This window comes from Halorhabdus salina (assembly GCF_013839425.1).
GTDB classification, from domain to species: domain Archaea; phylum Halobacteriota; class Halobacteria; order Halobacteriales; family Haloarculaceae; genus Halorhabdus; species Halorhabdus salina.
The window spans coordinates 1-22,836 of the sequence record NZ_JACDNP010000013.1; the positions used below are offsets into that span (position 1 = coordinate 1).

Genomic DNA, 22,836 nt, shown 5'->3' on the forward strand with positions numbered 1-22,836 from the left:
CGCATGGCGTTTGAATTCAAATCTCTGTCATTGCCAGGAGTACAAGTCGCTATTCAAGATGTCTACAGAGATGAGCGTGGATATCTCCTTGAATCGTTTGATAAATCAGTGTTTTCAGATGCTGGAATTGGAGAAGAATTCGTCCTTGACTTTTATTCGAAGTCTCAGAAGAACACCATTAGAGGACTTCATATTCAGGATGGACCAGCTGCGCAAGCGAAGCTTGTTCACGTGATTGAGGGGAAAGTGTTTGATGTCATCGTAGATGTCCGGCGGGATTCGAATTGCTTCGGTGAGTACATAACGCGAACGCTTTCAGGGAAGAACAAGGAAGTGATCTATGTCCCTGAGGGGTTCGCGCACGGTTATCTAGTACAGGAGGACGATACCATCGTCCACTATAAAGGATCTCATGAGTACACGCCAAAGCACATCTGCGGACTCGCCTGGGACGATCCGTATCTCGATATAGAATGGCCGATAGACTGTGAGCCTATTGTCTCTGATCAGGATGCGAACTGGCCCACATTGGAAGAATGGCGTAATGATTAGCTGAAAGTTCAGCAATGATACTTTCGGAATATATTTAGGTGAGCCATAGACACGAATGAGCTATGCCTGATGAATCCAACGCGTCAACTGACACGGATATAGAAGGCGTATTATACGCGAAGGCGACATATGGAGAAGAAGAGAAGCAAGCAGTTCAAGATGTCCTCGAAAACCCCGAGCAGTTAGTCGGAGGAGACTATACTGAGATGTTTCAAGAGGAAATCGCAACTGAATTTGGGAAAGAACACGGAGTCATGACTAACTCGGGGTCGTCCGCCAACATGCTGGCGATAGAATCTCTTTCACTCCCCGAAAATTCAGAGATAATCACTCCTGTCACTACATTTTCAACGACGGTTGCACCGATCGTGCAGAACAACCACGTTCCCGTTTTTATCGATATCAGTATAGGGGATTACCAAATTCAAGTCGATAAGGTCAAGAAAGCAATCACAGACGAAACAGCAGCAATTATGGTCCCCGCATTAGCTGGAAATATCCCGAACTGGCCACGCCTTCGCGAAATCGCGGATGAACATGATTTATATCTGATTGAGGACTCTTGTGATACGATCGGAGCAACAATTCAAGGGAAGCCCACAGGGAAATTTACTGACGTGTCTACTACCAGTTTCTACGGTTCACACGTGATCACTGCATTTGGCGGTGGCGGAATGGTTAGTTTCAACGATGTAGAACATGCCAACAAGGCCAAGAAGCTCCGTGCGTGGGGACGAAAGTCTGCGGTTGATGAAGACATCACTATTGATGAACGGCTTGAAACTCAGTTGGGAGACATCACCTATGACTCCAAGTTTGTCTTTGATGAGGTTGGATATAACTTCTTGCCGCTAGAAGCGAGCGCCGCTTTCGGCCTCCGTCAACTGGAAAAACTCGAAGGCTTCGCAGAAAAACGCAGATATAATTTCAAAAAGTTGACGAAATTCTTTGAACAGTATAATGACTGGTTCATCCTCCCAGATGAACGAGAGGATGTTAAAACTGCCTGGCTGGCATACCCACTGACGATTACCGAGGAGGCTCCATTTGACCGTGTTGATGTGATTAAACATCTCGAAAGCAGAAACATCCAGACTAGGTCCCTCTGGACAGGCAACATCCTCCGGCACCCTGGATTTGAAGACATCACGCATCGGGTCCCATTCGACATCCCGAACGCCGATATCGTAATGAAGAATGCGTTCGTCATTGGCTGTCATCAATCACTCACCGACGAAAAGATAGCATACATGGAGCGAGCGTTTGAGGATCTCTTCGAAAAGAAGGCATAGATGAGGATTCTCGTAACTGGGGGTTCGGGGCTTGTCGGATGGGATCTAGTAAAACGTGCAAGTGAGAAAGGGCACAAGGTTTTCTCCACATACTATTCAAGTGATCCTGATACAAATATTGGTGAGCGACTTTACAAGCTTGACGTACGTGACCAAGCGACAGTTCGTCAAGTCGTTTCGTCGGTCCAACCCGACGTGGTTGTCCACTCCGCTGCGATGACTGATGTTGACGCCTGTGAACGCAATAAGGAGAAAGCAGCTGAAGTAAACGTTAATGGTACGAAGAACGTAGTGAGGGCCTGTGAAGACACTGAATCCCACCTTCTATTTTTCTCGACAGGATTCGTGTTTGATGGTGACCAAGAGATTTATGACGAGCCGGATTCCCGAAACTCTGTCAATGTTTATGGAGAGACAAAAATCACAGCCGAGAACCTTGTCTTCGATTCTGATATCCGGCATACCGTTTGTCGTATCGATCAGCCGTTCTGCTGGTCAAAGCCATGGCAATCCAAGACGTTCGTTGAGTGGACACTGGACCGGCTGAGACGAGGGGAGCCGTTCCCAGTATTCGAAGACTGGCACAACACGCCAGTGTACGTCCCGGACTGCAATGAAATGGTCCTTGATCTTCTCGAAGATGCCAAGACAGGGACTTGGCATGTCGTTGGTCAGGAATTCTTGAGTCGCCACGAGTGGGCAAGGATTATCGCGACATCATTTGGCTACGATCCGGACATGGTGCAACGCGGCCACTCCGACAAGGCATCACTCCCGGCAAGTAGACCGAGTAACCACCTCACAAACGGCAAGTTGGAGCGCGCGACAGGTCAAACGATGCGATCAATTCACGACGCTCTTGAGACCATGGTCACGATCCAGCCATAGTCGCGGGCACACGATTGACACAGCTTAAGTCGCTTGCTGGAGTATCTTTACAGGGAATACGATGGTCCGGCGGAGAGTAAATAAGGGCGCCAATTGGAGCGCCGATAGGTATGAGCTAGCCGCGGCCCCAAGTTCTCCGTCTGCGAGGTCCGCCCGAAACATCAGTAACAAGAGAAACGCTGCGCGTTTGTCGTGATACTGCTCCAGCCACGGGTGGTGATTGAGGACCTTGTCCGTTAAATGTAGCCGATCCGTTAGCAATTTCCGACTTGCATTGGAGGCATTTTTCTCGTGGTAACGTTTGTCGAGTAGAGGAGAATTGATAACTGAGACATCATATTCAGCGGCGACCCGGAACAGGAACTCTCGGTCGTTGGCCCCATAGAGGCTCGTATCGTAACCACCCATTTCGTCATAAACTTCAGATCGGGTAAGTTCAGTCGTCAACGGGAGCGGCCCCGCTTCCGTTGTCCAACATCTATATAGTTCTCTGACGAGCTCTTCGGTTGATTCCGAATCGATCCCGTCGCGAAGGTCTCGGATCCGGATTGGTACTCCGTCTGCATTGATGTGACGGACGTTCGTAAGCGTCATCCCAAGCGATGGTTCCTCCTCCATCCGCTTGACCTGAGCGGCGATCTTCTCCGGATGCATTGCATCGTCTTGGTCAAGGATCGTCACGTAATCCCCACGCGCCGCGTTTACCCCGGTGTTCCGAGCGGCGGAAATTCCCCGATTCTCGTCATGCCGAAGCACGCGTAGCGGTACGTCAAGGTCGTCTCGAACACCTTCAAGAACTTCGGTGGCAGGCGTTCTCGATCCATCGTCAATCACAACAATTTCGATTTCGGAGTGGGTCTGGGCATCCACACTCCGGAGTGCAGATTCCACATACGCTTCGCCCTGATAATAGGGCAAAACGACGCTCACAAGTGAGACCATTCAGGCTGACGTTCTACTCGCCGATTTATAGGTTTCCGGGTTACCTTCCGACCATACTCGATCTTCAGTTGAGGATCCAATTGTATAGCCGTTCCAGCATGTGTTCCTCGTTTAGGGGCAGTGTCTTCCGCTTCGCGTAACGCCATACGCCAGAAATATACGAGTAGTCTGTCTCCTGTACCAATTCCCAGAGGTCAATATCCCGCATAAACTTCTCGTATCGACTGGCCTTGTGTAGGTTCGCGAAGGCATGGTAATGGAGGACGACAAGGTCAGCAGGGGCGCGCAGACGGAGATGGAGCGGGTAATTGTAGCGGTTGTCCAGCGTTTCCACATCGCACTCCTGTGAGAGCAATCCGAGGGTAACCTGATCTGTGTGCCACTCGTAGGGGATATCCGGATAGATTGTGTCAACGGCTTCCATCCATCGCCGCCCGAAGTCGCCGGTACGTGTGAGAACGAATCCGGCGTTCCAGTAGGGAGGGATTGAACGGTGATCGAACGTGCTCTCGTGGCTCCACTTCGGGGCAGGGAGGGCGAGATCGCCAGCGAGGGCACGCCATGTCGCTTCGGACTGTGATTTCCGTCCCCAGAACTGCTGGCCCACATCCACGGGCTTGAGGTAGAGATCGGCGCCACTTTCGTGAGCGGTCACTTCGTCCAAAACGAGCGTATCAGTATCTAGCAGCAGCAGATAATTCTCATCAGCGATCTCTTCTGCGGCAGCCAGCGCATCGATCTTCGTTGAGATGCCATAGTCGGGAATTGTCTGTTTCCCCTGGATGACTGTGCCGAGATCCCGGAGGTCGTCCTCGTGAGCAGGCGATTCCGCCTCAGGCACGAACGCGTATATTTCGGCGTCGGGATTGGTACGGGCAATAGAGCGAGCGAGATAGAGTCCTTGCTCGTCGTATGTCCCCTCACCGGCGGCAAAGACGAAGGCCAACGATGTCATTAGTTAGACTCTATGATGAGAGTGTTTATTGCTGTTGCCTTCATCGGTGTCGATGCTATAATTGCCCCTAGACGTCTTACTCGCCCTTCTCACAGATCATCAAGGTCCGGATGACTTGTCACTTTCTTTTTCCGTCCAGCGCGATTACGGTTCTCCATCCACTTCTCGTGACGGACTAACACGACAATCGGGACTTGGGGTATCTCCGCAACTTTCGCAATCGCAAGTCTGTGTCGCCCGTCAACGAACAATAGTTCTCCATCTCGTCCGATATCTACGGCTATCTCGTGGGAGAACCGCTCAAGAAACCCCTTTGGATCACCTGAGTTATTGAACCCTGGATCAACAGTGTCAGACTGCTTTCTGAGATCCATTTGTGTCATATACCCGTTTTTGATGATCTCTTCGTAGAGCGCGTCCAGTGATTCGTATCGTTCTCGGAGATCTCTTTCAGATGTTGGCCAGTCGTATGACTCGTTGTCAATCCGATCCCGGACTCGTTGGTACAACTCAGTTTCTTCCCACGGCATTCCAGACCGAAAGTGGTTCTTGAAGGACTGATAGAGGACAGAATTTGAAAAACGATCCGCGATGGAAGCAGACTGTGCCGCCTTCGGATTATCTCTTGGGTCTTGTCGGTCCCACTCACCATTTTCTACTCGGCCGAAATGATATTCTCGATGCTCCCACGGGGGGAATTGACGGCCAGTGTATTTCTCGATTTGATCGGGACATACCCACAGAATTTTGAATGGGTCTGGTGGATATTCGTATTGGCGGAGGTTCTGTCCAAACTTCCAGCGATAATATGACGGTGCGAGACGCCAATAGAGATTGGCAGCGGGAGTGACAAAATTGAGTGGTGAGGTTCCGATGAAGGCCCGCTCGTATAGACGAATAGCCAGCAAATCGGACCCCCCATGGTCAAGATTTTCTCGGAGCCAGCGTTGTATTTTCATGAAAGCCTAAAAACTATGACAACGCAAGAGGATTTCGCTATCAGCATCTGTCCGATTCGGTTCGTTCCGAAGACTCTATAACCCATATTGATCAACTAGGACCGTGAACGTCCTCGTATTCGAACTTGCGAAAACTGAGAACGCGGGGTTGGATTTGATTTCCCGTGATGAGATCATCGTTGAGGACAATGTTGGGGAAGGAGTCCATGTTCACTGGCGAAATATCCGCGTTGAGATGTCGATTGATGACTTCGGTACGTTCACTGAGGAACTTACAACGGCGCTAAGGAGGCTAGACGATGGGAATTATTGAGGAAACTTTAGCGGAGTTTGAACTTTCCGACGGTACCGAGTACACGGTTGAGTATAACGCGGACGGCACGATTCACATGCATATTGATAGTCTTCGGATCGTGTTTTCGACCGAAGAGTTTGAGCGGTTCGTACGGACTGTATCCGAGGGGCATACAACCCTCGACGAGATGAAAGAAGAATAATGACTGAGTTTGACGTCGACGACCAGTCGAAAATAATCGAACTCTTCAATGCGCTTGAGGACGAAAACGTGCAGTACGTCGTTCCGCGTGGGTATAGAAATCTCCCCAAGCAAGTCCCTGGAAACGATGTCGACATCGTCGTGGCCGAAGACGACTACGATCAGGCAAAGATAGCCAGTCGGTCAGTAGGGTTCGAAGATCGCTCTATTGTAAAGGGAGGAATGAAAGGTCTTCTCTCTGGAATTCTCTCGGATCCGATCGGTGCAATTCGGTTCGCGTACCGTAACCCAAGAAATGTGTTCGGAATTCTCAACCAGACGCTAACTTCAACTGAGAATACACCCGCGTCCGGGAAGCTTTCACGAGTTTTCGAAACAGTACGGATTGCTCGAAATAATCCACGAGAGACTGCTGAGCTCGTTCTGAGATCACCTGGTAGCGCTCTCGTAAAACTCAAAGAGCGTTTGATTGACGGAGAGGAGAAAGGGACAATAGGCGGGGGATATTCGAGCATCAAACTCCGGAGCGGTGATGTAACGCTTCACTACGTCAATCATCTCGTGTACGAATCCCCGATGGACGGGTCGATGGTTCGCGTCGATCCACGTCTTGAGACTGCTCTCTTTGAAGGGCGAAAGCGGACAGATGCGGGATTTTTTGTCCCCTCTCCGCCCGACGAACTTTTGCATCTCGTTTGTAGAGGGCTCTTTGACTATGGAGGGGAGTTTCCAGATTACTACGTTGAGCGCTGTGATACACTAAAAGACCAGGTTATCCGGAGTCAGGTTCTAAACCATGACTTCAAAGATCGCCTTGATTTGGCCTTTTTTGGGGCAGCTCCTGTGGTATACAACCATATTTCGAATGGCGACTATGACGAGCTACTGGAATCGTTGATTCAATATGACGAATACTAACGTGGCGTCCGACATCTCGAAGCAAACACCATGATGAGACCGGTACGATGTACAACCAGCAGCGTCGTCCAATCGATACGAGGCCATGGCGAAGTGTACGCGATTACGGCGCTGCTCGCGTTACGATATGCGACAGTCCTTGAGGGCGGCGTGACGATGGACGAAGTGTTCTACGCCCAGTCTGGCCTATCTATGTTCGAGGGGTATATGTATGGTAACCCAACGCACATGCATGCTCCTCTCGCGAAATATTTCATCGGCCTCTCACAGGCCATCTTCGGGGCGTCAACAACCGCGATTAGAGCCCCGGTCGCTATCTTTGGAATCGCTTCTGTCGCCGCGACCTACTGGGTTGGGCGGTACGCAGTCGGCCGGTCTGTAGGGACCATCGCCGCTGCGCTACTGGCGCTGTTGCCTGCGTACAATTATTACGCAACTATGGCGATGCTCGACGTTCCACTCGCGCTGATCGTGACCCTACTGTTCGGGGCAACTGTTTGGTGGGTCCGGAACTCTTCGGGGTGGCGCGGTGCTGGACTTGTCGGTGGGCTGACTGTCCTAGCCGGTGCGACAAAGGTCCAGGGAGCGATTTATGTCTTCGGTGCCGTCGCAGTGGTCGTGTGGATGCTCATCAAACAACGAGAAGAATGGCGCGCGATCGCAGGGGGGTTCACTGTCGGCGCCACGCTGACCTTCCTCATCGTGTACTTCCCGTTCGCATTCTCACCTGCACCCGGGTACTACGGCGGGGCTGATCCGCCGCAGATAGCACAGTCGTTGTTCTCAATCCCTTGGATTGGCGGTGTTTCGTTCGCATTCGCAGCGGCGATCGTACACAACCTCGATCACCTTGCGAACGGCCACCGGACGATAGTCGCAGGCCAGGTGTATTACTATCCACCAGTGTGGGCTTTCGTGTACTGGATTACTTCGTACGGCGGCGTTCCGTACTTAGTAGGGCTTGTAACCGCGGTAACGGCCCCCCCAAGGCGGTTCGGTGATCGTGGTGTTCGGATCGGGTTAGCTGGGTTCCTTCTCGGCCCGCTTCTCATACATACGCTATTGTCTGTGAAACTGGAGCGCTATCTTGTCCCGCTGTATCCCTTACTTTCGATAGCCGCGGCTTGGGGAATCGTTCAAACTGCAAATACGCTCGTTGACGTCAGACAAGATTGGTTTGACGTACTTCCATCTGTGCGGTCCATGACAACTGCCGCTGTCATCATCCTTTTCGTCGCCGCTGTATTTCCGCCCGCTTTTGCGACGACCGTGATTAGTGATCCAATCCAAACGAATACGGGGATTGATGACGCATCTGATACAATCGTAGAGAGTGCTGACCGACACGAATCATCGACTGCGGTTGTCTCGAATCCTCTCCCATACCGGTGGCATCTAGGCGAGCACCGAGTTAGCCGGTTCACCAAGAATGTTCACGAAACAAAGCAGTTCGATACAGAGAACCGACCAGTGACACTCGTCGGAACCGACTACAACGATATCGAAACTGTCCTCAACGAATCGCAGCCGTGTGTGGTCGCTGTCTCAAAGCCATGGATTGAGAAGACCCCTGAAACAAATCCTGTCAACAGATATCTCCAGGGACACGAGCCCGTCAAGTCGACAGGAGATATTAGAGTTTTCGAGACCTGTTCACGGACGTCTAATGCCCGCTAGGTGAGGTACTGAGCACGCGCATCAGAGAGAATTTGCCTGGCGGTATGCATGAAGATATCCGAGAGAGAAACGAGTACAACTGCGTAAATCACTGCTCCGAGGCCGACGAGAGCGAGGAGATCAAACCAAGACGCAACGCCCCACCATTGATGAATCATCTTGACGACTATGAACATCACACCTCCTGCGATAGCTTCGTAGACAACCGGCCTTGGGAGGGGGTCGTACGCTACTTCTTTGCGCGCGACAGCTGTCATAGTACCGAATTTTGTCCCTTCAGCAACGATAGTTGCTGCTACAACACCGATTACCCCGATTTGATAAACGAGAGCGATACCCAGCGTTAGGTTCACTACAAGCGTCACGCCGTTGAGGTAGAGCATGAGATCAGGACGGTCAATCCCCTCAATAACTGACGATATCTGTGAAGACTGCGTTCGGATTATTTGGTATATCATTAGGCCGACCAACAGGGGAGCGGCATGTCGATATTCCGACCCAAACACAGTAACAACTATCGACTCAGGCATCGCAAGTGCACCGAAGAACATTGGTATTGCAAGTAACGATGCGAATACTACGTTGTTCGTCACTTGCTGGGCGATTTCTTTATCTTGGCTTTCCCTAGAACTCACTTCTGAGAGGAGTCCAGTTCCCATCACCATTGACAGAAGAGTGGCGGGGAGCGAGAGTTGGAGGGCGATTTTGTACTGGCCAGACGCGCCCGACCCCAACACGGCCCCGAGGAGAAGAATGTCAAGCTGGCCGTACGCAGATCCGATGAATCCATTTGGAATCGAGAACTTCGCGTATGAGAGAACATCACGAACTGTCTGTCTACTCGGTATTGATAGCCTCGTATTGAGGACATATAGCGAGATAGGGACCATTGCTAGCGAAGCAACAGCAAGCCCATACACCATGCCGGCGACACCCAACCCGAACGAGACAAGGAACAACTGTAATGGGATTGTGAATATCGACCGGACCATGTCGAGAACTATTGACGTTCCGAAATGTCCAGTTCCTGAAATTAACGGCTGAAGAATTTTGAAAAAGATAAGTCCTATGAACACAATTCCGGCTAAAACCGTGCCGTTTTGAATATCAAATACATCAAGATACGGACTGGCTACAAACAATATACCGACGGTCCCAGCACCGATTAGTGTGGTACCACCAAGGCCGATCGTTAGTATTGCCCCGTTGTCGCGGTCGTGTTCGGAAATCCGCTTCTGGCAAGCAGTTCCGAGGCCGCGAATAGGATTATCAAGGATGTTCGCGACCGACACCAGAACGTGGTACGCGCCATAAACTGCGGGGCCGAGCGTGCGGGCGAAGACGATACTGCCAAGGAATCCAATGACCATCAGGATGACTTTCGCCACAAACCCCTTGGATACTTCTAGCCCAAAACCACCCTCTCGACTCATTACTTGTATCCTAAGTGCTCAAGTCGATTGTTCAGGTCGTCACCAATCTCTACACGGTCGCTGGCAGTCGAATCATGCTTAATGGCCTCAACGAAGTCATCGACAGCTTGGAGATGCTCATCGGCATCGCACTTACCGTACAGGTTCACCTGTTCATCGGAATCTGTGGTGAGATCGTACAGTTCTTCAGTGCCGGCCGCTATATCTCGAATGTATTTTTCGTCATCTGTCCTAGTCATTAATCGTGCGCTGTCAAGGTCGGTTCCCTTGTTACCGGCCCAGCCGCCGAGGACTTGGTCTCGGCTGCTCTCGCGGAAATCTTGACCGCGATAGGTATCAGGGGCGTCAACACCAGCAATGGACAGCAAGGTTGTAGGGACGTCGTTCAGGCCGACGAGTTGGTCATGGACATCGTTCCCTTCTGTACCACCGAGGAGGAGCGGGACGTGAATATGTTCCTCGTAGAATCGGTTCTTGTGCCCGAAATTCTCGTGTTCATAGAATTCTTCACCGTGGTCAGCGGTGACTATCCACGTTGCGTTTCTGATTCCGTTAATCAATCGACTGATCTGAGCATCGGTATATCGAATCTCACTATCGTACAGCGCGATCAGATCATCCCAGTCGTCCTTCGTGAGTGAATCTGGATTATCAAGGACTTGTTGCCGGAGGCGTACACCGCGCCGCTGAGAGAGATCCTCACCGAACACCTGGTGTTCCTCCGGTGGAACGTAAGGGTGGTGGGGGTCCATATAGTGCACCCATAGAAACCATGGTTCCTCTGCAGTTTCCACCCACTCTAGAGCTTCGTCGGTGAGTTCTGTTGCATTCTGATAGTACGATCCTACATCGATCCCTGTGTGTTTTTCCGTCTTCTCATGAGCCCAAGAAAAGAAATCGTGTATCGGTCCGCTGAGGTTATTAGAAACATATCTTCGGAGACTGGCTAACTTACTGGGGTCTTCCTCAAGGTCACTGAATGTGTCGAACCCTCGACCATACCCGAATTTCGAGGATAGATATGGATTCGAGTGAAATCCTCCCGTTGAGTAACCGTTCTCGGACAGCGGTTCAGCAATAGGTACCTGTTTGTTTGAGAGATGGTCAAAACCTCCGTACAGCAGTCCGTGTGTAGACGTCATAATCGATGGGAAAGAAGGGCGTGTCGCACATGCGTGGGAAAACGCATTAGTGAATTGGTGCGATCGAGACGCTAAATCGTCAATATTTGGTGTTGTCTCACGTTCGTACCCGTAACAACTCATGTGGTCGGCACGGAGGGAATCTACAGTGACGAGAGCAAGATTCATTGTTAGACTCGTAGCACTCACCAAACTTATTACCTGCTGAATCCCACGGGATATCGCTGGCCTTCGGTGGTCCCGCCGATTTTGCGATCGACAACTAACTGGGGAGCTTCCATCGACTTCATAAGGCTTATGCGCGCGTTAGCAGTTTCTCCGTCCAATGAGTCCTCAGAGGGTTCTCGCTCCATGAGTGTGGCTGATGAGTGGTTCGACGAAGAAGCGCCCGCCGGACGAACCCTGAACTGGCTGTTGAGTTGGTATCACGTACTCGTCGTCGCTGGCCTGTTCGGGTTTATGTTCTGGCTGCGGGCGCGAACGTGGGAGAGCTTCATCGTCAACGGCGACGTGCTCTTTAGTGGCAACGACGCGTGGTACGAACTCCGCGAAGTCGGCTACACGGTCGCAAACTGGCCGAATACGATGCCCTTCGACACGTGGACGCAGTTCCCAACTGGCGTCGTCGTCACGCAGTTCGGGACCTTTTACGACCAGATCATCGCCACGACTGCACTGATCATCGGCCTGGGCAACCCGAGCGAGCACCTCGTTCGACTCGTCCACCTGTTCTTCCCGGCCCTTCTCGGTGCAGCAGTCGTCGTTCCGACATATTTCCTCGGGAAGGCAGTTGCCGATCGCCGTGGCGGGATCATCGCCGCAGTCTTGGTCGCCCTCTCGGGCGGGGAATTCCTCCGGCGGAGTCTCGTCGGCTTCACCGATCACCACGTCGCGGAAGTGTTCTTCCAGGTCGTCGCCATTCTTGCGATACTCATAGCCCTTCGCGTCGCCCAGGAGGAAAAACCGATCTACGAGCTGTTCGTCGACCGAGACTGGGAAGCGCTGCGACGGCCCCTCAGTTGGGCCGCTATCGCGGGAACGGCACTCGCCCTCTACATTTCAGTCTGGCCGCCGGGCGTCCTGTTGATCGGTCTGCTCGGCGTCTACGTGACGATCCAGCTGCCGATCACGTACCTTCGCAACGAAAGTCCGGAACACATCTCGATCGTCGCTTCAGTGATCTTCCTCGTTGCCGCAGTCCTCTCGCTGGCTTCGATCGACGAGGTCGGCTTCGGGATGATCTCACGCACGCTGGCACAGCCTGGACTCGCGATTGCCGGTGCTGTCTGGGTCGGCGTGCTTTCATGGCTGGCCCGTACGTGGGACGAGCGTGACGTGTCCCGCTGGGGATATCCGGCCGTCGTCTTCGGGAGTCTCGTCATTGCCGTGCTCGTCGTCGCCCTCATCCTCCCCGATTTCTTCAAGTACTTCCTCAGACAGGTCCTCCGGTTCGTCGGCTTCGCGTTCAACCCACACACCGATGCCGCAGTCACGATCGGCGAGGTCCAACCGCTTCCGATCGGACAGGCCGACACATTGATTTCCTGGCTGGGGGTGACACCGATCGTCGGTGGGATCGGCGTTCTCCTCGCGTTCGTCCACCAGTACGTCGCCGACGAACTCGACCCGGCGTATCTCTTCGTCGCGCTGTGGTTCGCCTTCTTCGTCGCCGCAACGTTCACCCAGCAGCGCTTCGCCTACTACCTCACCGTGCCGGCGGCCGTCATGACGGCGATGGTCGTCGTGCGGCTGTTCCGGTACCTGCGATCGATCAGCGACACCGACGACGTCGAGACCTACCAGGCGCTGCTGGTCAGCGGCGTCGTCTTGTTGCTCGTCGTTCCGATGGTGTTCCCCGCCCCCCTCGCGATCAACGCCTCGGCGAACAACGGCCCAGGTGGTGTGATGGGCTGGCAGAGCAGTCTCGAATACATGGAAGACGAGACGCCAGCGGTCGGTAACTTGGGCGGGGCTGGCAACGCTGAGGAGATGGACTTCTATGGCACCTACGAACGCACTGACGACTTCCAGTATCCCGACGGTGCCTACGGCGTGCTGTCCTGGTGGGACTACGGCCACTGGATTACCCAGGAGGGCGAACGTATTCCGGTCGCCAATCCGTTCCAGGCTAACGCGCAGGAGGCAGCCTCGTTCCTCGTCGCACAGAACGAGACCGACGCCGAGGACGCGCTCGCCGTCGTCGGCGAGTCCGAAACGGACGCAAAGACCCGCTACGTCATGGCCGACTGGAAGATGGCGACGACCAACGGCGGCTTTGGCGGCTATCGCTGGGGCAAGTTCTTCGCGCCGCCGAACTTCCTCGATGACGTCGACGAATCGACGTACTTCCAGCGCGTCCGCGCGCCTGCCCAGACCCAGCAGGGCCTCCAACTGACGAACCGATACTTCACGCTCCAGAAACAGCCGTATTACGAGTCGATGGTCGTTCGCCTCTACCGGTATCACGGCAGTGCCGCCTCGCCGACGGATGTCCCAGGCCTGGAACTCGGCGGCGCAACGGTGGTCACGGACTGGCAAAACTACCGGGGCGCCGCACTCCCAGAGATCTCGCAAAATGGAACCGGTCAGACGGTGAAAATCTTCCAGAACCGGAGCGCCGCCGAGGAATTCGTCGCGAACGATAGCACCTCTCGGATCGGTGGCATCGGCAAGATTCCGAGCGAACAGGTCTCAGCACTACAACACTACCGACTCGTCCAGGCGAGTGATCCGACAGTCGGACTGTTCTACGGCCAGTTCAGCCAGTTCATGGCGAGTCAACCGGGCATGGCCGTCCTCGCACAGAACCAGCAGATCCAGACGGGCATCGGAATGCGGGCACTCGGTCTGGCACGCGAACCGTTCGACTCTCACACGAAAGTCTTCGAGCGTGTCCCGGGCGCGACCGTCGAGGGTGACGGCCCGACGAATACGACCGTCACTGCGTCGGTCGAAATGGAGATGCCAAACGCCAACCAGACGTTCACCTACAAACAGCACGCCGAGACCGACGCGGATGGTGAGTTCACAATGAGGTTGCCGTACTCGACGGACGGTTACGAGAACTGGGGGCCCGAGAACGGCTACACGAACGTCTCCGTCCGCGCCAATAGTTCCTATCAGTTCAGCACGTCGACGTCCTTCAACGAGAGTGGCTCCATCTACCGCTACACCGCGACTGAGAACGTCTCCGAGGCACAGGTCATCGGCGTCGACGAGGAGCCAGTCGAAGTCGACCTCGAACGCCAGGTACTCGGCGAGTTCGATGACGAAAACAGCAGTGACGCCGGCAACGAGAGTGCCGAGTCACTGACACCGCTGCAGTCGCCGGATGACGACCCCAACGATTCGCCGACGGAGCCAACAGACGGGGCACAGCCTCCAATCCCTGCCCTGGACGCTCGTAACGCACCTGCTGGTCTCTGAGAGCCGTGACCGACCAAACTGCCACCGATGGCCGGGCCCAAGAGGAGACTACTCTCGAAGCCTGGGTCGTCGTCTATCTGAAAGGCATCGCCATGGGCGCGGCCGATTCAGTCCCCGGCGTCTCGGGCGGGACGATCGCATTGATCACCGGCATCTACGAGCGACTGATCAGTGCGATCGCATCCTTGGATCCACGTGCCGCAAGACACCTGCTGCGCGTCCACCGGACGAGCGGCCGCCGGGCGCTGAAAACGCGGCTGCTCGCGATGGACGTACCGTTCCTGATCGTTCTGGGGACAGGGGTTCTGTCGGCACTGGTCCTCGTTTCGCGGGTGATGCATACGGCGATCACGACCGCACCGGGGCTGACCGGGGCCTTCTTCTTCGGGCTCATTGCAGCCTCGGTCGTCGTCCTCCGGGAGCTATTCGCTCTGGACTCGCCCGGCAGGATCGCCGGTGGCGTTGTCGGGTTCGGGATGGCGTTTCTCGTTGCCGGAGCCACCCGCGACACTGGCGGAGGCGATCCGCTCCTTCCGGTCGTGTTCGGCGTCGCGGCGATCGCCGTCTCGGCGATGATCCTGCCGGGGGTCTCGGGGGCGTTCTTCCTGTACCTGTTTGGCCTCTATGAACACCTCACCGGCGAACTAACGGCGTTCGTCGACGGCCTCATCGGACTCGTAACCGGGACCTGGACGGTCGAGGGCGTCATCGCACCGGCGACGTCGGTGGCCGTGGCCGGCGTCGGTGGGCTTCTCGGACTGTTAGCCTTCGCACGGGTGATTCGATGGGCACTGGATACCTATCGGGCAGCGACGCTGACGTTTCTCATCGCCCTGATGGTGGGCTCACTTCGCAAACCAGCCGGTGACGTGCTCGGGGCCTCGGCGGGCGCAGGACCGACATGGCTTGCAGGCGTGCTCGTCGCTGGCGGCGTCGGGGGCGGTGCTGTCCTGGCGCTCGATTACTACACCGAATCGCTGGCGTACTGATCGGTGAAACCGTTTTCGAGCACGAGTCGGTAGGATTTTCCCACCACCCTGCCTGCCAGGGGACATGCGCGCGCTGAACTACCTCGATATCGAGCGGTATCTCGGCTCTAGCGGAATCACGACGGCAGCCAGCCAACAGCGAAAAGCGTTGACCGAGCAGGGCGTGACCGTCGAGACGTCCCCCTGGAACGGCCGAAATCCGTTGACTGCCGGCCTCTCGAATCTCGGCGAGGATTCACTGTGGGCCGAGTTCGACGTGGCTCACTGCAACCTCGTCGGGCCGGGGTCGATCGCCGTCGCCAGACACGCCAAGCGACACGACATTCCGCTGATCCTCCACTCACACGTCACTCGCGAGGACTTCCAAGAGAGTTTCCGCGGTTCGAATCAGGTTTCGAAACCCTTGGGCTGGTATCTCCGATGGTTCTACTCGCAGGCTGATCTCGTCCTCTGTCCGAGCGAATACACGAAAGACGTGCTCGAGTCGTATCCTGTCTCCGGGCCGATCCGCCCGATTACCAACGGCGTCGATCTGGACGCTCTCGAGGGCCACGAGAAGTTCCGTGCCTCGGCTCGCGAGAAACACGATCTCGACGGCGTCGTCGTCTTTTCGGTCGGCCAGGTGTTCGAGCGGAAAGGCTTGACGACGTTCTGTCGCGTTGCCCAACAGACCGACTACGACTTCGCGTGGTTCGGGCCCTACAGTACGAGCCCGCTGGCCTCGGAGACGGTAACGCGCTGGACAGCCGATCCGCCAGCAAACGTCACCTTCACGGGATGGGTCGAGGATATCCGTGAGGCCTTCGGCGCCGGGGATATCTATCTGTTCCCGACCAAAGCCGAAAATCAAGGGATCGCCGTGCTGGAAGCGATGGCGGCCGAGAAGGCAATCGTTCTCAGGGACATTCCAGTCTTTCGAGAGTACTTCACCGACGGCGAGGATTGTCTGATGGCCAGTACCGACGCGGAGTTCCGCGAGGCAGTCGAGCGGCTGGCCGAGGACCCCGATCTCCGGGAGCGCCTCGGCGAGAATGCCCGCGAGACGGCAGCAGCGCACAGTCTCGATCGGGTCGGCGAACAACTGGAATCTATTTATCAGGGCTTGCTTGACGGACGCGATCCAGCGACGCTTTGAGGGGCAGGTCGACAGTAGTCGAACGTCACAGCGGAACCCGGATCGCGATTCTCAAGTGGCCCCGCCCACTTTGCACGGCCGATGAGCACCGGTGGGCCCCAGAACGTCCTGTTCGTGGTACTGGATACGGTCCGGAAGGACCACCTCACTGTCTACGGGCACGATCGACCGACGACGCCGAATTTGGACGCCTTCGCCGAGGAAGCCCGGATTTACGAGGAGGCCGTCGCGCAGGGGCCGTGGACGGTCCCCTCCCACGGATCGATGTTCACCGGCACGTACCCAAGCGAACACGGCGCGACCCAGGAGAACCCGTATCTCGAAGGCGAGCAAACGCTGGCCCAATCGCTCGCTGGGGCCGGCTACGACACCGCCTGTTACACCTCGAACGCCTGGATCACGCCATATACCCACCTCTCGGACGGATTCGATCACCAGGACAACTTCTTCAAACTCCTGCCCGGGGACTTCTTGTCTGGCCCGCTGGCTCGGGGCTGGAAGGCACTCAATGACTACGACGCTCTCCGGAAAGCCGTCGCCGGCCTGATCAACGTCGGCAACTACTTCCACAAGTACTTCGAGAGCGGGGACGGCGACTCGAAGACGCCACGGGCGATCGAACGGACGAAATCGTTCATCGACGACGCTGAAGGCCCTTTCTTCTCGTTCGTCAACCTGATGGATGGCCACTTGCCGTATCACCCACCCGAGGAATACCGCGAGGAATTCGCGCCCGGTGTCGATCCCGACGAGGTCTGCCAGGACACGAAACTGTACAACGCCGGGGCTTACGAGATCGACGACGACGAGTGGGCGGACATCCGGGCGCTGTACGACGCCGAGATCGCCTACATGGATCACCATCTCGGGGAACTGTTCGATTGGCTCAAGGAGACGGGTCGCTGGGAGGAGACGACCGTGATTGTCTGTGCCGACCACGGCGAACTGTTCGGCGAACACGACGTCTACAGCCACGAGTTCGCCCTGTACGAGCCGCTGATCAACGTCCCGCTGCTCGTCAAACACCCCGAGATCGAACCGGGCCGCGACGAGGAGACGCAGGTCGAACTGCTCGATCTCTATCACACGATTCTCGACGCGACGGGTGTCGATCCACTGGGGACGAGCGTCGAATCGACGCGATCGCTGCTGTCCGCCGATTATCGCGAGTTCACGGATGGCGAATTCTCGTTCGCCGAGTACCATTTCCCCGTCATCGAGTATCGCAACCTGCAGACGAAGGCCTCTTCAGTCGGCGTCGAGATCCCCGAAAACTCCCGATTCGACTCGCGGATCCGGGCCGGCCGTCGCCCCGACGCGAAGTACATCCGCAACGAGTGTATCCCGGACGAAGCCTATCGGATCGACGGCGATCCATACGAGGAGAGCAACGTGATCGACGACGACGATCCGGCGATCGAAGCCGTCGAGGCGGCTCTATCCCGCTTTGAGGAGGGCGTCGGTGGCGAGTGGTCGGCTGTCGATGCTGAAGACGTACTCGAAGACGTGGGTGAGGAAGCCAGAGAGCAACTCGACGCGCTGGGCTACGTCGAGTGACACGGATTGGGGGCGGACGAGGGGCGGTGTGGGAACGATCCTGAACGCGACGGATAGTCAGTACTAACTACATCGCCGCGGTCCACCGACGCATGTGGCCTTCGAGCAACGCAGTCACGCAGGTGTATCGTCGCCAGTGGGGAGGGACGGATGGTCGCTGACGCCGGCCTGTTCGCGCTTGACGTCCTATTGGTCGCGTTCGCCGGCGGGGCGATCGGTGCCACCGTCGGCGCGCGAGCGGCATTGAGCCTGGCCGGCCTGACCATCGTCGTCGGCGAAGTCGGGAACTTCCTGACAGGGGCCGCAACTGGATCCCCAGCAGGGACCACAATCACCGCGCTGATCGGCTACGGCCCGGCGCTCGGTCCCCACGTCGCCTTCGCCGGCGGGGTGGCGGCCGCTGCGTACGTGGGGCGCGCCCAAGCCCCCGAGCCGTCGTTTTCCTACCATCGCGCGAAGGATCTCTCGACGGCCATCGGGGTGCGACCGGACGCTATGCTTGCCGGCGGGGCCTTTGGCGTGCTCGGGTACTGGATCGCGACGCTGGCCCGAACGGCGGCGCTCCCGGTCGAACCAGTTATGTTCAGCGTGGTCCTGACGGGCCTCCTTGCGCGGGTCGCCTTTGGCTACCCACTGTTCGGTTCGCTTGCCACTGGCCTCCTTGACATGACGCCCTATGAGCGAGGCGAGATCAGGACGGCACTGGCTGACCGCACTGACGACGAGAGCGAAACCACCAGATTGGCCGTCGAACCCTGGACGCCACAGCAGTACGGCTGGCAACGACAAGCTGTCCTGGGACTCGTCGTTGGACTCTTTGGGGCGTACGTTGCCCACGTGACGGCCAGCTACTATCTCGCCTTCGGAATTGCTGCTGCCTCGCTACTATTCCTGGTTGCGGGCCAGGAGCAATTTCCAGTTACACACCATCTCGCGCTGCCCGCGAGTATCGCTGCGCTGTCGCTTCCCGGCGCGGACCCAGAACTCGTGTTGCTGGTCGGTGCAGTCTTCGGAGTCATAAGCGGGTTGACCGCAGAATTCGCCCAGCGAGTGCTCTACGCTCACGCGGACACGCACGTCGATCCGCCGGCGATTGCGATCGTGGTGACGACACTCGCTATCGGACTACTGACCGGGATCGGCGTCTTCGAACAGGGACTGATCCCGCCTCTGTAGGCGTCGGTGTTCAAATCTCCTGTGCACCGATCCACCGCTCGCCGTCGCCCGTCGGACACCAGGGTTCGTGATTGTCGGCACAGGTTTCGTCCAAGGCCCACCCGCACGTACAGTGTGTGCGGGTCGACTGATCGAGTCGGTGTCGACACAGCTTACACTTTGCTACCATGTCATGTCGTACAAACTCCTCGAATATAATACTAACCTAACAAATCAATAGAGTAGTATAACGCGAGGGTGATTCAGGCGTCAGCGATGGGACTGTACGTGCCGTTGATGTCCCATTCGTGCAGACAGTGGGCTCGCCCGACTTTTCGATCTCCGTCTTCTTCCAGCGCCCGCCAGACCTGGCGACCCACGTCCCAGACTTCCCGCCGACCACACCGTTCACACGCCCGCTCACGCGGTGGCTCGATTTTGGTCATAGCTGAATCAACGTGACACGTCCATATGAATGTCGCGACAAGGCTCGTCGGACCGTGTCCGGATCGGCCCGAATCACGATCACCGACGATTGGTAGCCCTTGGCTTTTGAATGTGGCCTCCGAATCGCTATGTATGGGTCATCACACGTTCGATCCAGCGGGGGCCAGGCGACTCGAAGACGACACCCGGTATGCGTATCTCTCGGTCGACGAACTCCTCGCGCTCTTCGAGCCTGACCCTGCCGACGTCGTGGCGGATTTTGGGAGCGGCACGGGATTTTATACGCGTTCGATCGCACCACACGTCGCACGGATCGTTGCGGCTGACCTCCAGCCGGCGATGCACGCGGCCTTCGCGGAGTTCGGGATTCCGGAAAACGTCGATCGCGTCACGGCGACAGCCGGCCAGATCCCGATCCGGACCGATCAGCTGGATGCTGTCTATTCGACGATGACGTACCACGAGTTCGCGGGTGAGGCGGCACTAGCCGAACTCGCTCGCGTCCTCGCGCCCGGTGGCCGACTCGCGATCGCGGATTGGTCGGCCGAGGGGGCTGGACAGCGTGGCCCGCCGGTCGAAGAGCGCTTCGACGCCGAGACCGTCGTCGAGCAGCTCAGCGAGGCCGGATTTACCATTAATCGCACAGCGGATCGCCGCGAGACGCTGGTCGTCGCTGCCCGCCTCCCGGAGACATCCCGACAATCGTAAGGAACTCCGGGGCGGTAGGGTGGACGATGAGCGATCACGCGGGACCGGCGACGAGCGAGGCCGGGACGGGATCGATTCGCCTCGTTGGGACAGCACACGTCTCCGAAGAGAGTGCCGAACGCGTCGAGGCGGCCGTCGCCGAGGACAAGCCTGACGTCGTCGCGGTCGAACTCGACGAGGGTCGATACCGACAAATGAAAGGGGAGACGCCGGAGGACATCGAACCCGGCGATCTCCTCGAAGGCAATACGGTCTTTCAATTTCTGGCCTACTGGATGCTCTCGTACGTCCAGGCGCGGCTGGGCGATCGATTCGACGTCTCGCCCGGTGCAGATATGCTGGCCGGCATCGAGACGGCGGAAGAACGCGGTATCGACGTAGCACTGGTCGATCGAAACATCCAGACGACGGTCCAGCGCTTCTGGCGACGGCTCACGACTGGCGAGAAACTCAAACTGTTTGGCAGTATGCTTGTCGGGATCGCTGGGCCCTGGACGGCTGCCTGGACGATCGGACTGACCGTCGGGATTTTCGGGGCAATTGTGGTCTCGGTGCTCGGTGGCGTCTCTGTGCTGGGTGGGGCTGCGTCGCTCCTCGGTCCGTTCGCAAGCGTGGCGAACTTGGCGATGTTGGCCGCCGTATTCGGCGGTGCGATCGCCCTCCCGTTGGTGTTCGTATTTACCCGCGTTGGTGAGGCCGAGGAGGATGTCGAGGAGTTCGATATCGAGGATCTGACCGATACAGATGTCGTCACGGCGATGATGGAGGAGTTCCGGCGGTTCTCCCCAGGCGGTGCGGAGGCGCTGATAGACGAGCGTGACGCCTATATCGCTCACCAGCTTGTCGGCCTCCGGGAGGCAGGCGCGTCGGTTGTGGCCGTCGTCGGTGCTGGCCATCGTGAGGGAATCCAGCAGTATCTCGACGATCCCTCGACGCTGCCGCCGATGGAGGAGTTGACGGGAACGATTTCACGCAGTCGCTTCTCGTTGTATCGCCTGTTCGGGTATCTGTTCACGGTCGGATTTGCGGCGTTTTTCGGCTTGCTACTATTGGGTGGGGCCGAACAGGGCTGGTTGCTCCGGCTGTTCGCTCTGTGGTTCGTCGTCAATGGCGTGATCGCTGCGGTGCTTGCCAGACTGGCCGGAGCCCACTGGACGAGTGCCGGCGTCGGCGGTGCCGTCGCCTGGCTGACCAGCGTCAATCCGCTGCTGGCACCGGGCTGGTTCTCGGGGTACGTCGAACTCCGGTATCTGGACGTCAACATCGGTGATATCAACCGCCTCAACGAGTTGCTGGACGACGAGGAGTTGCCGATCCGGGAACTGCTCGCCCGAATGCGTGAGGTGCCACTGTTCCGGCTGATCTTGATCGTGGCGCTGACGAACGTCGGCAGCTTCATCGCCAGCGTCCTGTTTGCGACCACTGTCCTTCCCATCATGTTCGCCGAGGTCGGTGGCGTCGATCAGGTCGCCGCCCACATGCTCGACGGCGCACGGAATGGCGCTGAACTGCTCTGGAGTCTCGTCTCGTGAGCATGCAGCTTCGATTCAGTCGTCGTGAATTGCTTGATCTGTTTGCCGCCTGGGTCGCACTGAGTGTCGCGTTCACGCTGTTTCTCAATCCGTACTTGCTGCAGGGCGCGACGGTCGGACTCGTCGATGACGTGCTCGGGGAGTTCACTCGCCACTTCGTCACGAGCCTCGGCACGGTCGGCGTCGCGTTCGTCGCCCACGAACTCGCCCACAAAGTCGTCGCCGTCCGCTTTGGCCAACTCGCCGCGTTCCGGGCAGATTACGGGATGCTCCTGCTTGCGGTCGTCTCGGCGCTGGCCGGATTCATCTTTGCCGCACCCGGAGCAGTCGTCCACCGTGGACGGATCACGCGTCGGGAGTCCGGCCTGATATCGCTTGCCGGACCAGTGACGAATCTCGTGCTCGCTGCCGCATTTTTGCCAGTGGCACTGATCGCCGGCCCGCCGATCGCCGACGCCGCAGCACTGGGTGTCACGATCAATCTGCTGCTCGCCGGGTTCAACATGGTTCCGTTCGGGCCGCTCGACGGCAAGACCGTCCTGGCGTGGAATCGGATCGTCTACGTAGCTGTCGCCGTGCCGTCGATCGCGCTCGCCGTAATCTCTCTGTTTGGCCTGTAAACGGGCCCTCGAC

The 22,836-nt window shown here is 56.8% G+C and carries 22 protein-coding genes; 15 read left to right on the forward strand and 7 right to left on the reverse strand.

All coding sequences use genetic code 11. The annotated features are described in order from the left end of the window. The 3 genes from rfbC to HZR20_RS12980 all read left to right on the forward strand — a co-directional run. Positions 1 to 552, forward strand: a 552-nt coding sequence (gene rfbC / locus HZR20_RS12970) for a dTDP-4-dehydrorhamnose 3,5-epimerase (protein WP_220132789.1), incomplete at its 5' end; no start/stop codon positions are given. 62 nt (positions 553 to 614) lie between these two features. Further along, entirely contained in the window at positions 615 to 1,844 is a 1,230-nt protein-coding gene (locus HZR20_RS12975) for a DegT/DnrJ/EryC1/StrS family aminotransferase (protein ID WP_181687165.1), read from the forward strand. Further along, on the forward strand, positions 1,845 to 2,732 hold the full coding sequence (locus HZR20_RS12980; RefSeq protein WP_181687166.1) for an SDR family oxidoreductase: 888 nt from the start codon (positions 1,845 to 1,847) through the stop codon (positions 2,730 to 2,732). A 24-nt stretch (positions 2,733 to 2,756) separates the two neighbouring features. On the opposite strand, the gene HZR20_RS12985 is transcribed toward HZR20_RS12980, so the two are convergent. From HZR20_RS12985 to HZR20_RS12995, 3 genes are all read right to left on the reverse strand, one after another. Further along, on the reverse strand, positions 2,757 to 3,674 hold the full coding sequence (locus tag HZR20_RS12985; protein ID WP_181687167.1) for a glycosyltransferase family 2 protein: 918 nt from the start codon (positions 3,672 to 3,674) through the stop codon (positions 2,757 to 2,759). A gap of 64 nt (positions 3,675 to 3,738) precedes the next feature. Then, positions 3,739 to 4,629: a hypothetical protein gene (locus HZR20_RS12990; RefSeq protein ID WP_181687168.1), complete on the reverse strand. Its 891-nt coding sequence runs from the start codon at positions 4,627 to 4,629 to the stop codon at positions 3,739 to 3,741. 89 nt (positions 4,630 to 4,718) lie between these two features. Beyond that, a complete protein-coding gene (locus HZR20_RS12995; RefSeq protein ID WP_181687169.1) occupies positions 4,719 to 5,588 on the reverse strand; it encodes a hypothetical protein in 870 nt (289 codons plus the stop codon). Positions 5,589 to 5,691: 103 nt separating this feature from the next. Here HZR20_RS12995 and HZR20_RS13000 point away from each other — a divergent pair, with 103 nt between their 5' ends. The 4 genes from HZR20_RS13000 (at position 5,692) to HZR20_RS13015 (ending at position 8,679) form a co-directional block, all read left to right on the forward strand. Further along, on the forward strand, positions 5,692 to 5,901 hold the full coding sequence (locus HZR20_RS13000; protein WP_181687170.1) for a hypothetical protein: 210 nt from the start codon (positions 5,692 to 5,694) through the stop codon (positions 5,899 to 5,901). After that, a complete protein-coding gene (locus HZR20_RS13005) occupies positions 5,888 to 6,085 on the forward strand; it encodes a hypothetical protein (RefSeq protein ID WP_181687171.1) in 198 nt (65 codons plus the stop codon). Before HZR20_RS13000 ends, HZR20_RS13005 begins: the two co-directional genes overlap by 14 nt. Beyond that, on the forward strand, positions 6,085 to 7,002 hold the full coding sequence (locus HZR20_RS13010) for a hypothetical protein (protein WP_181687172.1): 918 nt from the start codon (positions 6,085 to 6,087) through the stop codon (positions 7,000 to 7,002). Before HZR20_RS13005 ends, HZR20_RS13010 begins: the two co-directional genes overlap by 1 nt. A 93-nt stretch (positions 7,003 to 7,095) precedes the next feature. Next, positions 7,096 to 8,679: a glycosyltransferase family 39 protein gene (locus tag HZR20_RS13015; RefSeq protein ID WP_181687173.1), complete on the forward strand. Its 1,584-nt coding sequence runs from the start codon at positions 7,096 to 7,098 to the stop codon at positions 8,677 to 8,679. Here the strand turns inward: HZR20_RS13015 and HZR20_RS13020 are convergent. Together HZR20_RS13020 and HZR20_RS13025 are read right to left on the reverse strand one after the other, a co-directional pair. Then, on the reverse strand, positions 8,676 to 10,112 hold the full coding sequence (locus HZR20_RS13020; protein WP_181687174.1) for an oligosaccharide flippase family protein: 1,437 nt from the start codon (positions 10,110 to 10,112) through the stop codon (positions 8,676 to 8,678). The genes HZR20_RS13015 and HZR20_RS13020 overlap by 4 nt on opposite strands. Further along, the gene (locus HZR20_RS13025; RefSeq protein WP_181687175.1) at positions 10,112 to 11,422 is read right to left on the reverse strand and encodes a sulfatase; all 1,311 of its coding nucleotides are present in this window, start codon (positions 11,420 to 11,422) and stop codon (positions 10,112 to 10,114) included. Before HZR20_RS13025 ends, HZR20_RS13020 begins: the two co-directional genes overlap by 1 nt. Positions 11,423 to 11,605: 183 nt before the next feature. On the opposite strand from HZR20_RS13025, the gene HZR20_RS13030 reads away from it, so the two are divergent. The 5 genes from HZR20_RS13030 to HZR20_RS13050 all read left to right on the forward strand — a co-directional run bounded on the left by HZR20_RS13030 (position 11,606) and on the right by HZR20_RS13050 (position 19,537). Continuing rightward, on the forward strand, positions 11,606 to 14,680 hold the full coding sequence (locus HZR20_RS13030; protein WP_181687176.1) for an oligosaccharyl transferase, archaeosortase A system-associated: 3,075 nt from the start codon (positions 11,606 to 11,608) through the stop codon (positions 14,678 to 14,680). 5 nt (positions 14,681 to 14,685) lie between these two features. After that, complete coding sequence (locus HZR20_RS13035) at positions 14,686 to 15,669, forward strand: DUF368 domain-containing protein (RefSeq protein WP_309484937.1); 984 nt, start codon at positions 14,686 to 14,688, stop codon at positions 15,667 to 15,669. Between the two features lie 64 nt (positions 15,670 to 15,733). Continuing rightward, positions 15,734 to 16,804 carry a glycosyltransferase family 4 protein gene (locus tag HZR20_RS13040; RefSeq protein ID WP_181687177.1) on the forward strand — a complete coding sequence of 357 codons (1,071 nt, stop codon included), beginning with the start codon at positions 15,734 to 15,736 and terminating at the stop codon, positions 16,802 to 16,804. 81 nt (positions 16,805 to 16,885) lie between these two features. Further along, positions 16,886 to 18,361: a sulfatase gene (locus tag HZR20_RS13045; protein ID WP_181687178.1), complete on the forward strand. Its 1,476-nt coding sequence runs from the start codon at positions 16,886 to 16,888 to the stop codon at positions 18,359 to 18,361. Positions 18,362 to 18,511: 150 nt separating this feature from the next. Next, entirely contained in the window at positions 18,512 to 19,537 is a 1,026-nt protein-coding gene (locus HZR20_RS13050) for a hypothetical protein (protein ID WP_181687179.1), read from the forward strand. A gap of 10 nt (positions 19,538 to 19,547) precedes the next feature. On the opposite strand, the gene HZR20_RS13055 is transcribed toward HZR20_RS13050, so the two are convergent. Continuing rightward, positions 19,548 to 19,706 carry a hypothetical protein gene (locus tag HZR20_RS13055; RefSeq protein WP_181687180.1) on the reverse strand — a complete coding sequence of 53 codons (159 nt, stop codon included), beginning with the start codon at positions 19,704 to 19,706 and terminating at the stop codon, positions 19,548 to 19,550. A 73-nt stretch (positions 19,707 to 19,779) separates the two neighbouring features. Further along, entirely contained in the window at positions 19,780 to 19,962 is a 183-nt protein-coding gene (locus HZR20_RS13060; RefSeq protein ID WP_181687181.1) for an HEWD family protein, read from the reverse strand. 133 nt (positions 19,963 to 20,095) lie between these two features. On the opposite strand from HZR20_RS13060, the gene HZR20_RS13065 reads away from it, so the two are divergent. Genes HZR20_RS13065 through HZR20_RS13075 form a run of 3 tightly spaced genes read left to right on the forward strand, consistent with a single transcriptional unit; the run spans position 20,096 to position 22,823 of the window. Continuing rightward, positions 20,096 to 20,671 carry a class I SAM-dependent methyltransferase gene (locus HZR20_RS13065; protein WP_181687182.1) on the forward strand — a complete coding sequence of 192 codons (576 nt, stop codon included), beginning with the start codon at positions 20,096 to 20,098 and terminating at the stop codon, positions 20,669 to 20,671. 26 nt (positions 20,672 to 20,697) lie between these two features. After that, complete coding sequence (locus tag HZR20_RS13070) at positions 20,698 to 22,203, forward strand: TraB/GumN family protein (RefSeq protein ID WP_181687183.1); 1,506 nt, start codon at positions 20,698 to 20,700, stop codon at positions 22,201 to 22,203. A 2-nt stretch (positions 22,204 to 22,205) separates the two neighbouring features. Continuing rightward, positions 22,206 to 22,823: a metalloprotease gene (locus HZR20_RS13075; RefSeq protein ID WP_181687184.1), complete on the forward strand. Its 618-nt coding sequence runs from the start codon at positions 22,206 to 22,208 to the stop codon at positions 22,821 to 22,823. Positions 22,824 to 22,836 lie beyond the last annotated feature (13 nt).

Bases quoted from the DNA above. Each gene is read 5' to 3' on its own strand.
- HZR20_RS12985 (WP_181687167.1), bottom strand. From the start codon at position 3,674: ATGGTCTCACTTGTGAGCGTCGTTTTGCCCTATTATCAGGGCGAAGCG.
- HZR20_RS13055 (WP_181687180.1), bottom strand. From the start codon at position 19,706: ATGGTAGCAAAGTGTAAGCTGTGTCGACACCGACTCGATCAGTCGACC.
- HZR20_RS13045 (WP_181687178.1), top strand. From the start codon at position 16,886: ATGAGCACCGGTGGGCCCCAGAACGTCCTGTTCGTGGTACTGGATACG.
- HZR20_RS12990 (WP_181687168.1), bottom strand. From the start codon at position 4,629: ATGACATCGTTGGCCTTCGTCTTTGCCGCCGGTGAGGGGACATACGAC.
- HZR20_RS13050 (WP_181687179.1), top strand. From the start codon at position 18,512: ATGGTCGCTGACGCCGGCCTGTTCGCGCTTGACGTCCTATTGGTCGCG.
- HZR20_RS13040 (WP_181687177.1), top strand. From the start codon at position 15,734: ATGCGCGCGCTGAACTACCTCGATATCGAGCGGTATCTCGGCTCTAGC.
- HZR20_RS13005 (WP_181687171.1), top strand. From the start codon at position 5,888: ATGGGAATTATTGAGGAAACTTTAGCGGAGTTTGAACTTTCCGACGGT.
- HZR20_RS13075 (WP_181687184.1), top strand. From the start codon at position 22,206: ATGCAGCTTCGATTCAGTCGTCGTGAATTGCTTGATCTGTTTGCCGCC.
- HZR20_RS13060 (WP_181687181.1), bottom strand. From the start codon at position 19,962: ATGACCAAAATCGAGCCACCGCGTGAGCGGGCGTGTGAACGGTGTGGT.
- HZR20_RS13010 (WP_181687172.1), top strand. From the start codon at position 6,085: ATGACTGAGTTTGACGTCGACGACCAGTCGAAAATAATCGAACTCTTC.
- HZR20_RS12975 (WP_181687165.1), top strand. From the start codon at position 615: ATGCCTGATGAATCCAACGCGTCAACTGACACGGATATAGAAGGCGTA.
- HZR20_RS13020 (WP_181687174.1), bottom strand. From the start codon at position 10,112: ATGAGTCGAGAGGGTGGTTTTGGGCTAGAAGTATCCAAGGGGTTTGTG.
- HZR20_RS13065 (WP_181687182.1), top strand. From the start codon at position 20,096: ATGGGTCATCACACGTTCGATCCAGCGGGGGCCAGGCGACTCGAAGAC.
- HZR20_RS13025 (WP_181687175.1), bottom strand. From the start codon at position 11,422: ATGAATCTTGCTCTCGTCACTGTAGATTCCCTCCGTGCCGACCACATG.
- HZR20_RS12980 (WP_181687166.1), top strand. From the start codon at position 1,845: ATGAGGATTCTCGTAACTGGGGGTTCGGGGCTTGTCGGATGGGATCTA.
- HZR20_RS13070 (WP_181687183.1), top strand. From the start codon at position 20,698: ATGAGCGATCACGCGGGACCGGCGACGAGCGAGGCCGGGACGGGATCG.
- HZR20_RS12995 (WP_181687169.1), bottom strand. From the start codon at position 5,588: ATGAAAATACAACGCTGGCTCCGAGAAAATCTTGACCATGGGGGGTCC.
- HZR20_RS13030 (WP_181687176.1), top strand. From the start codon at position 11,606: ATGAGTGTGGCTGATGAGTGGTTCGACGAAGAAGCGCCCGCCGGACGA.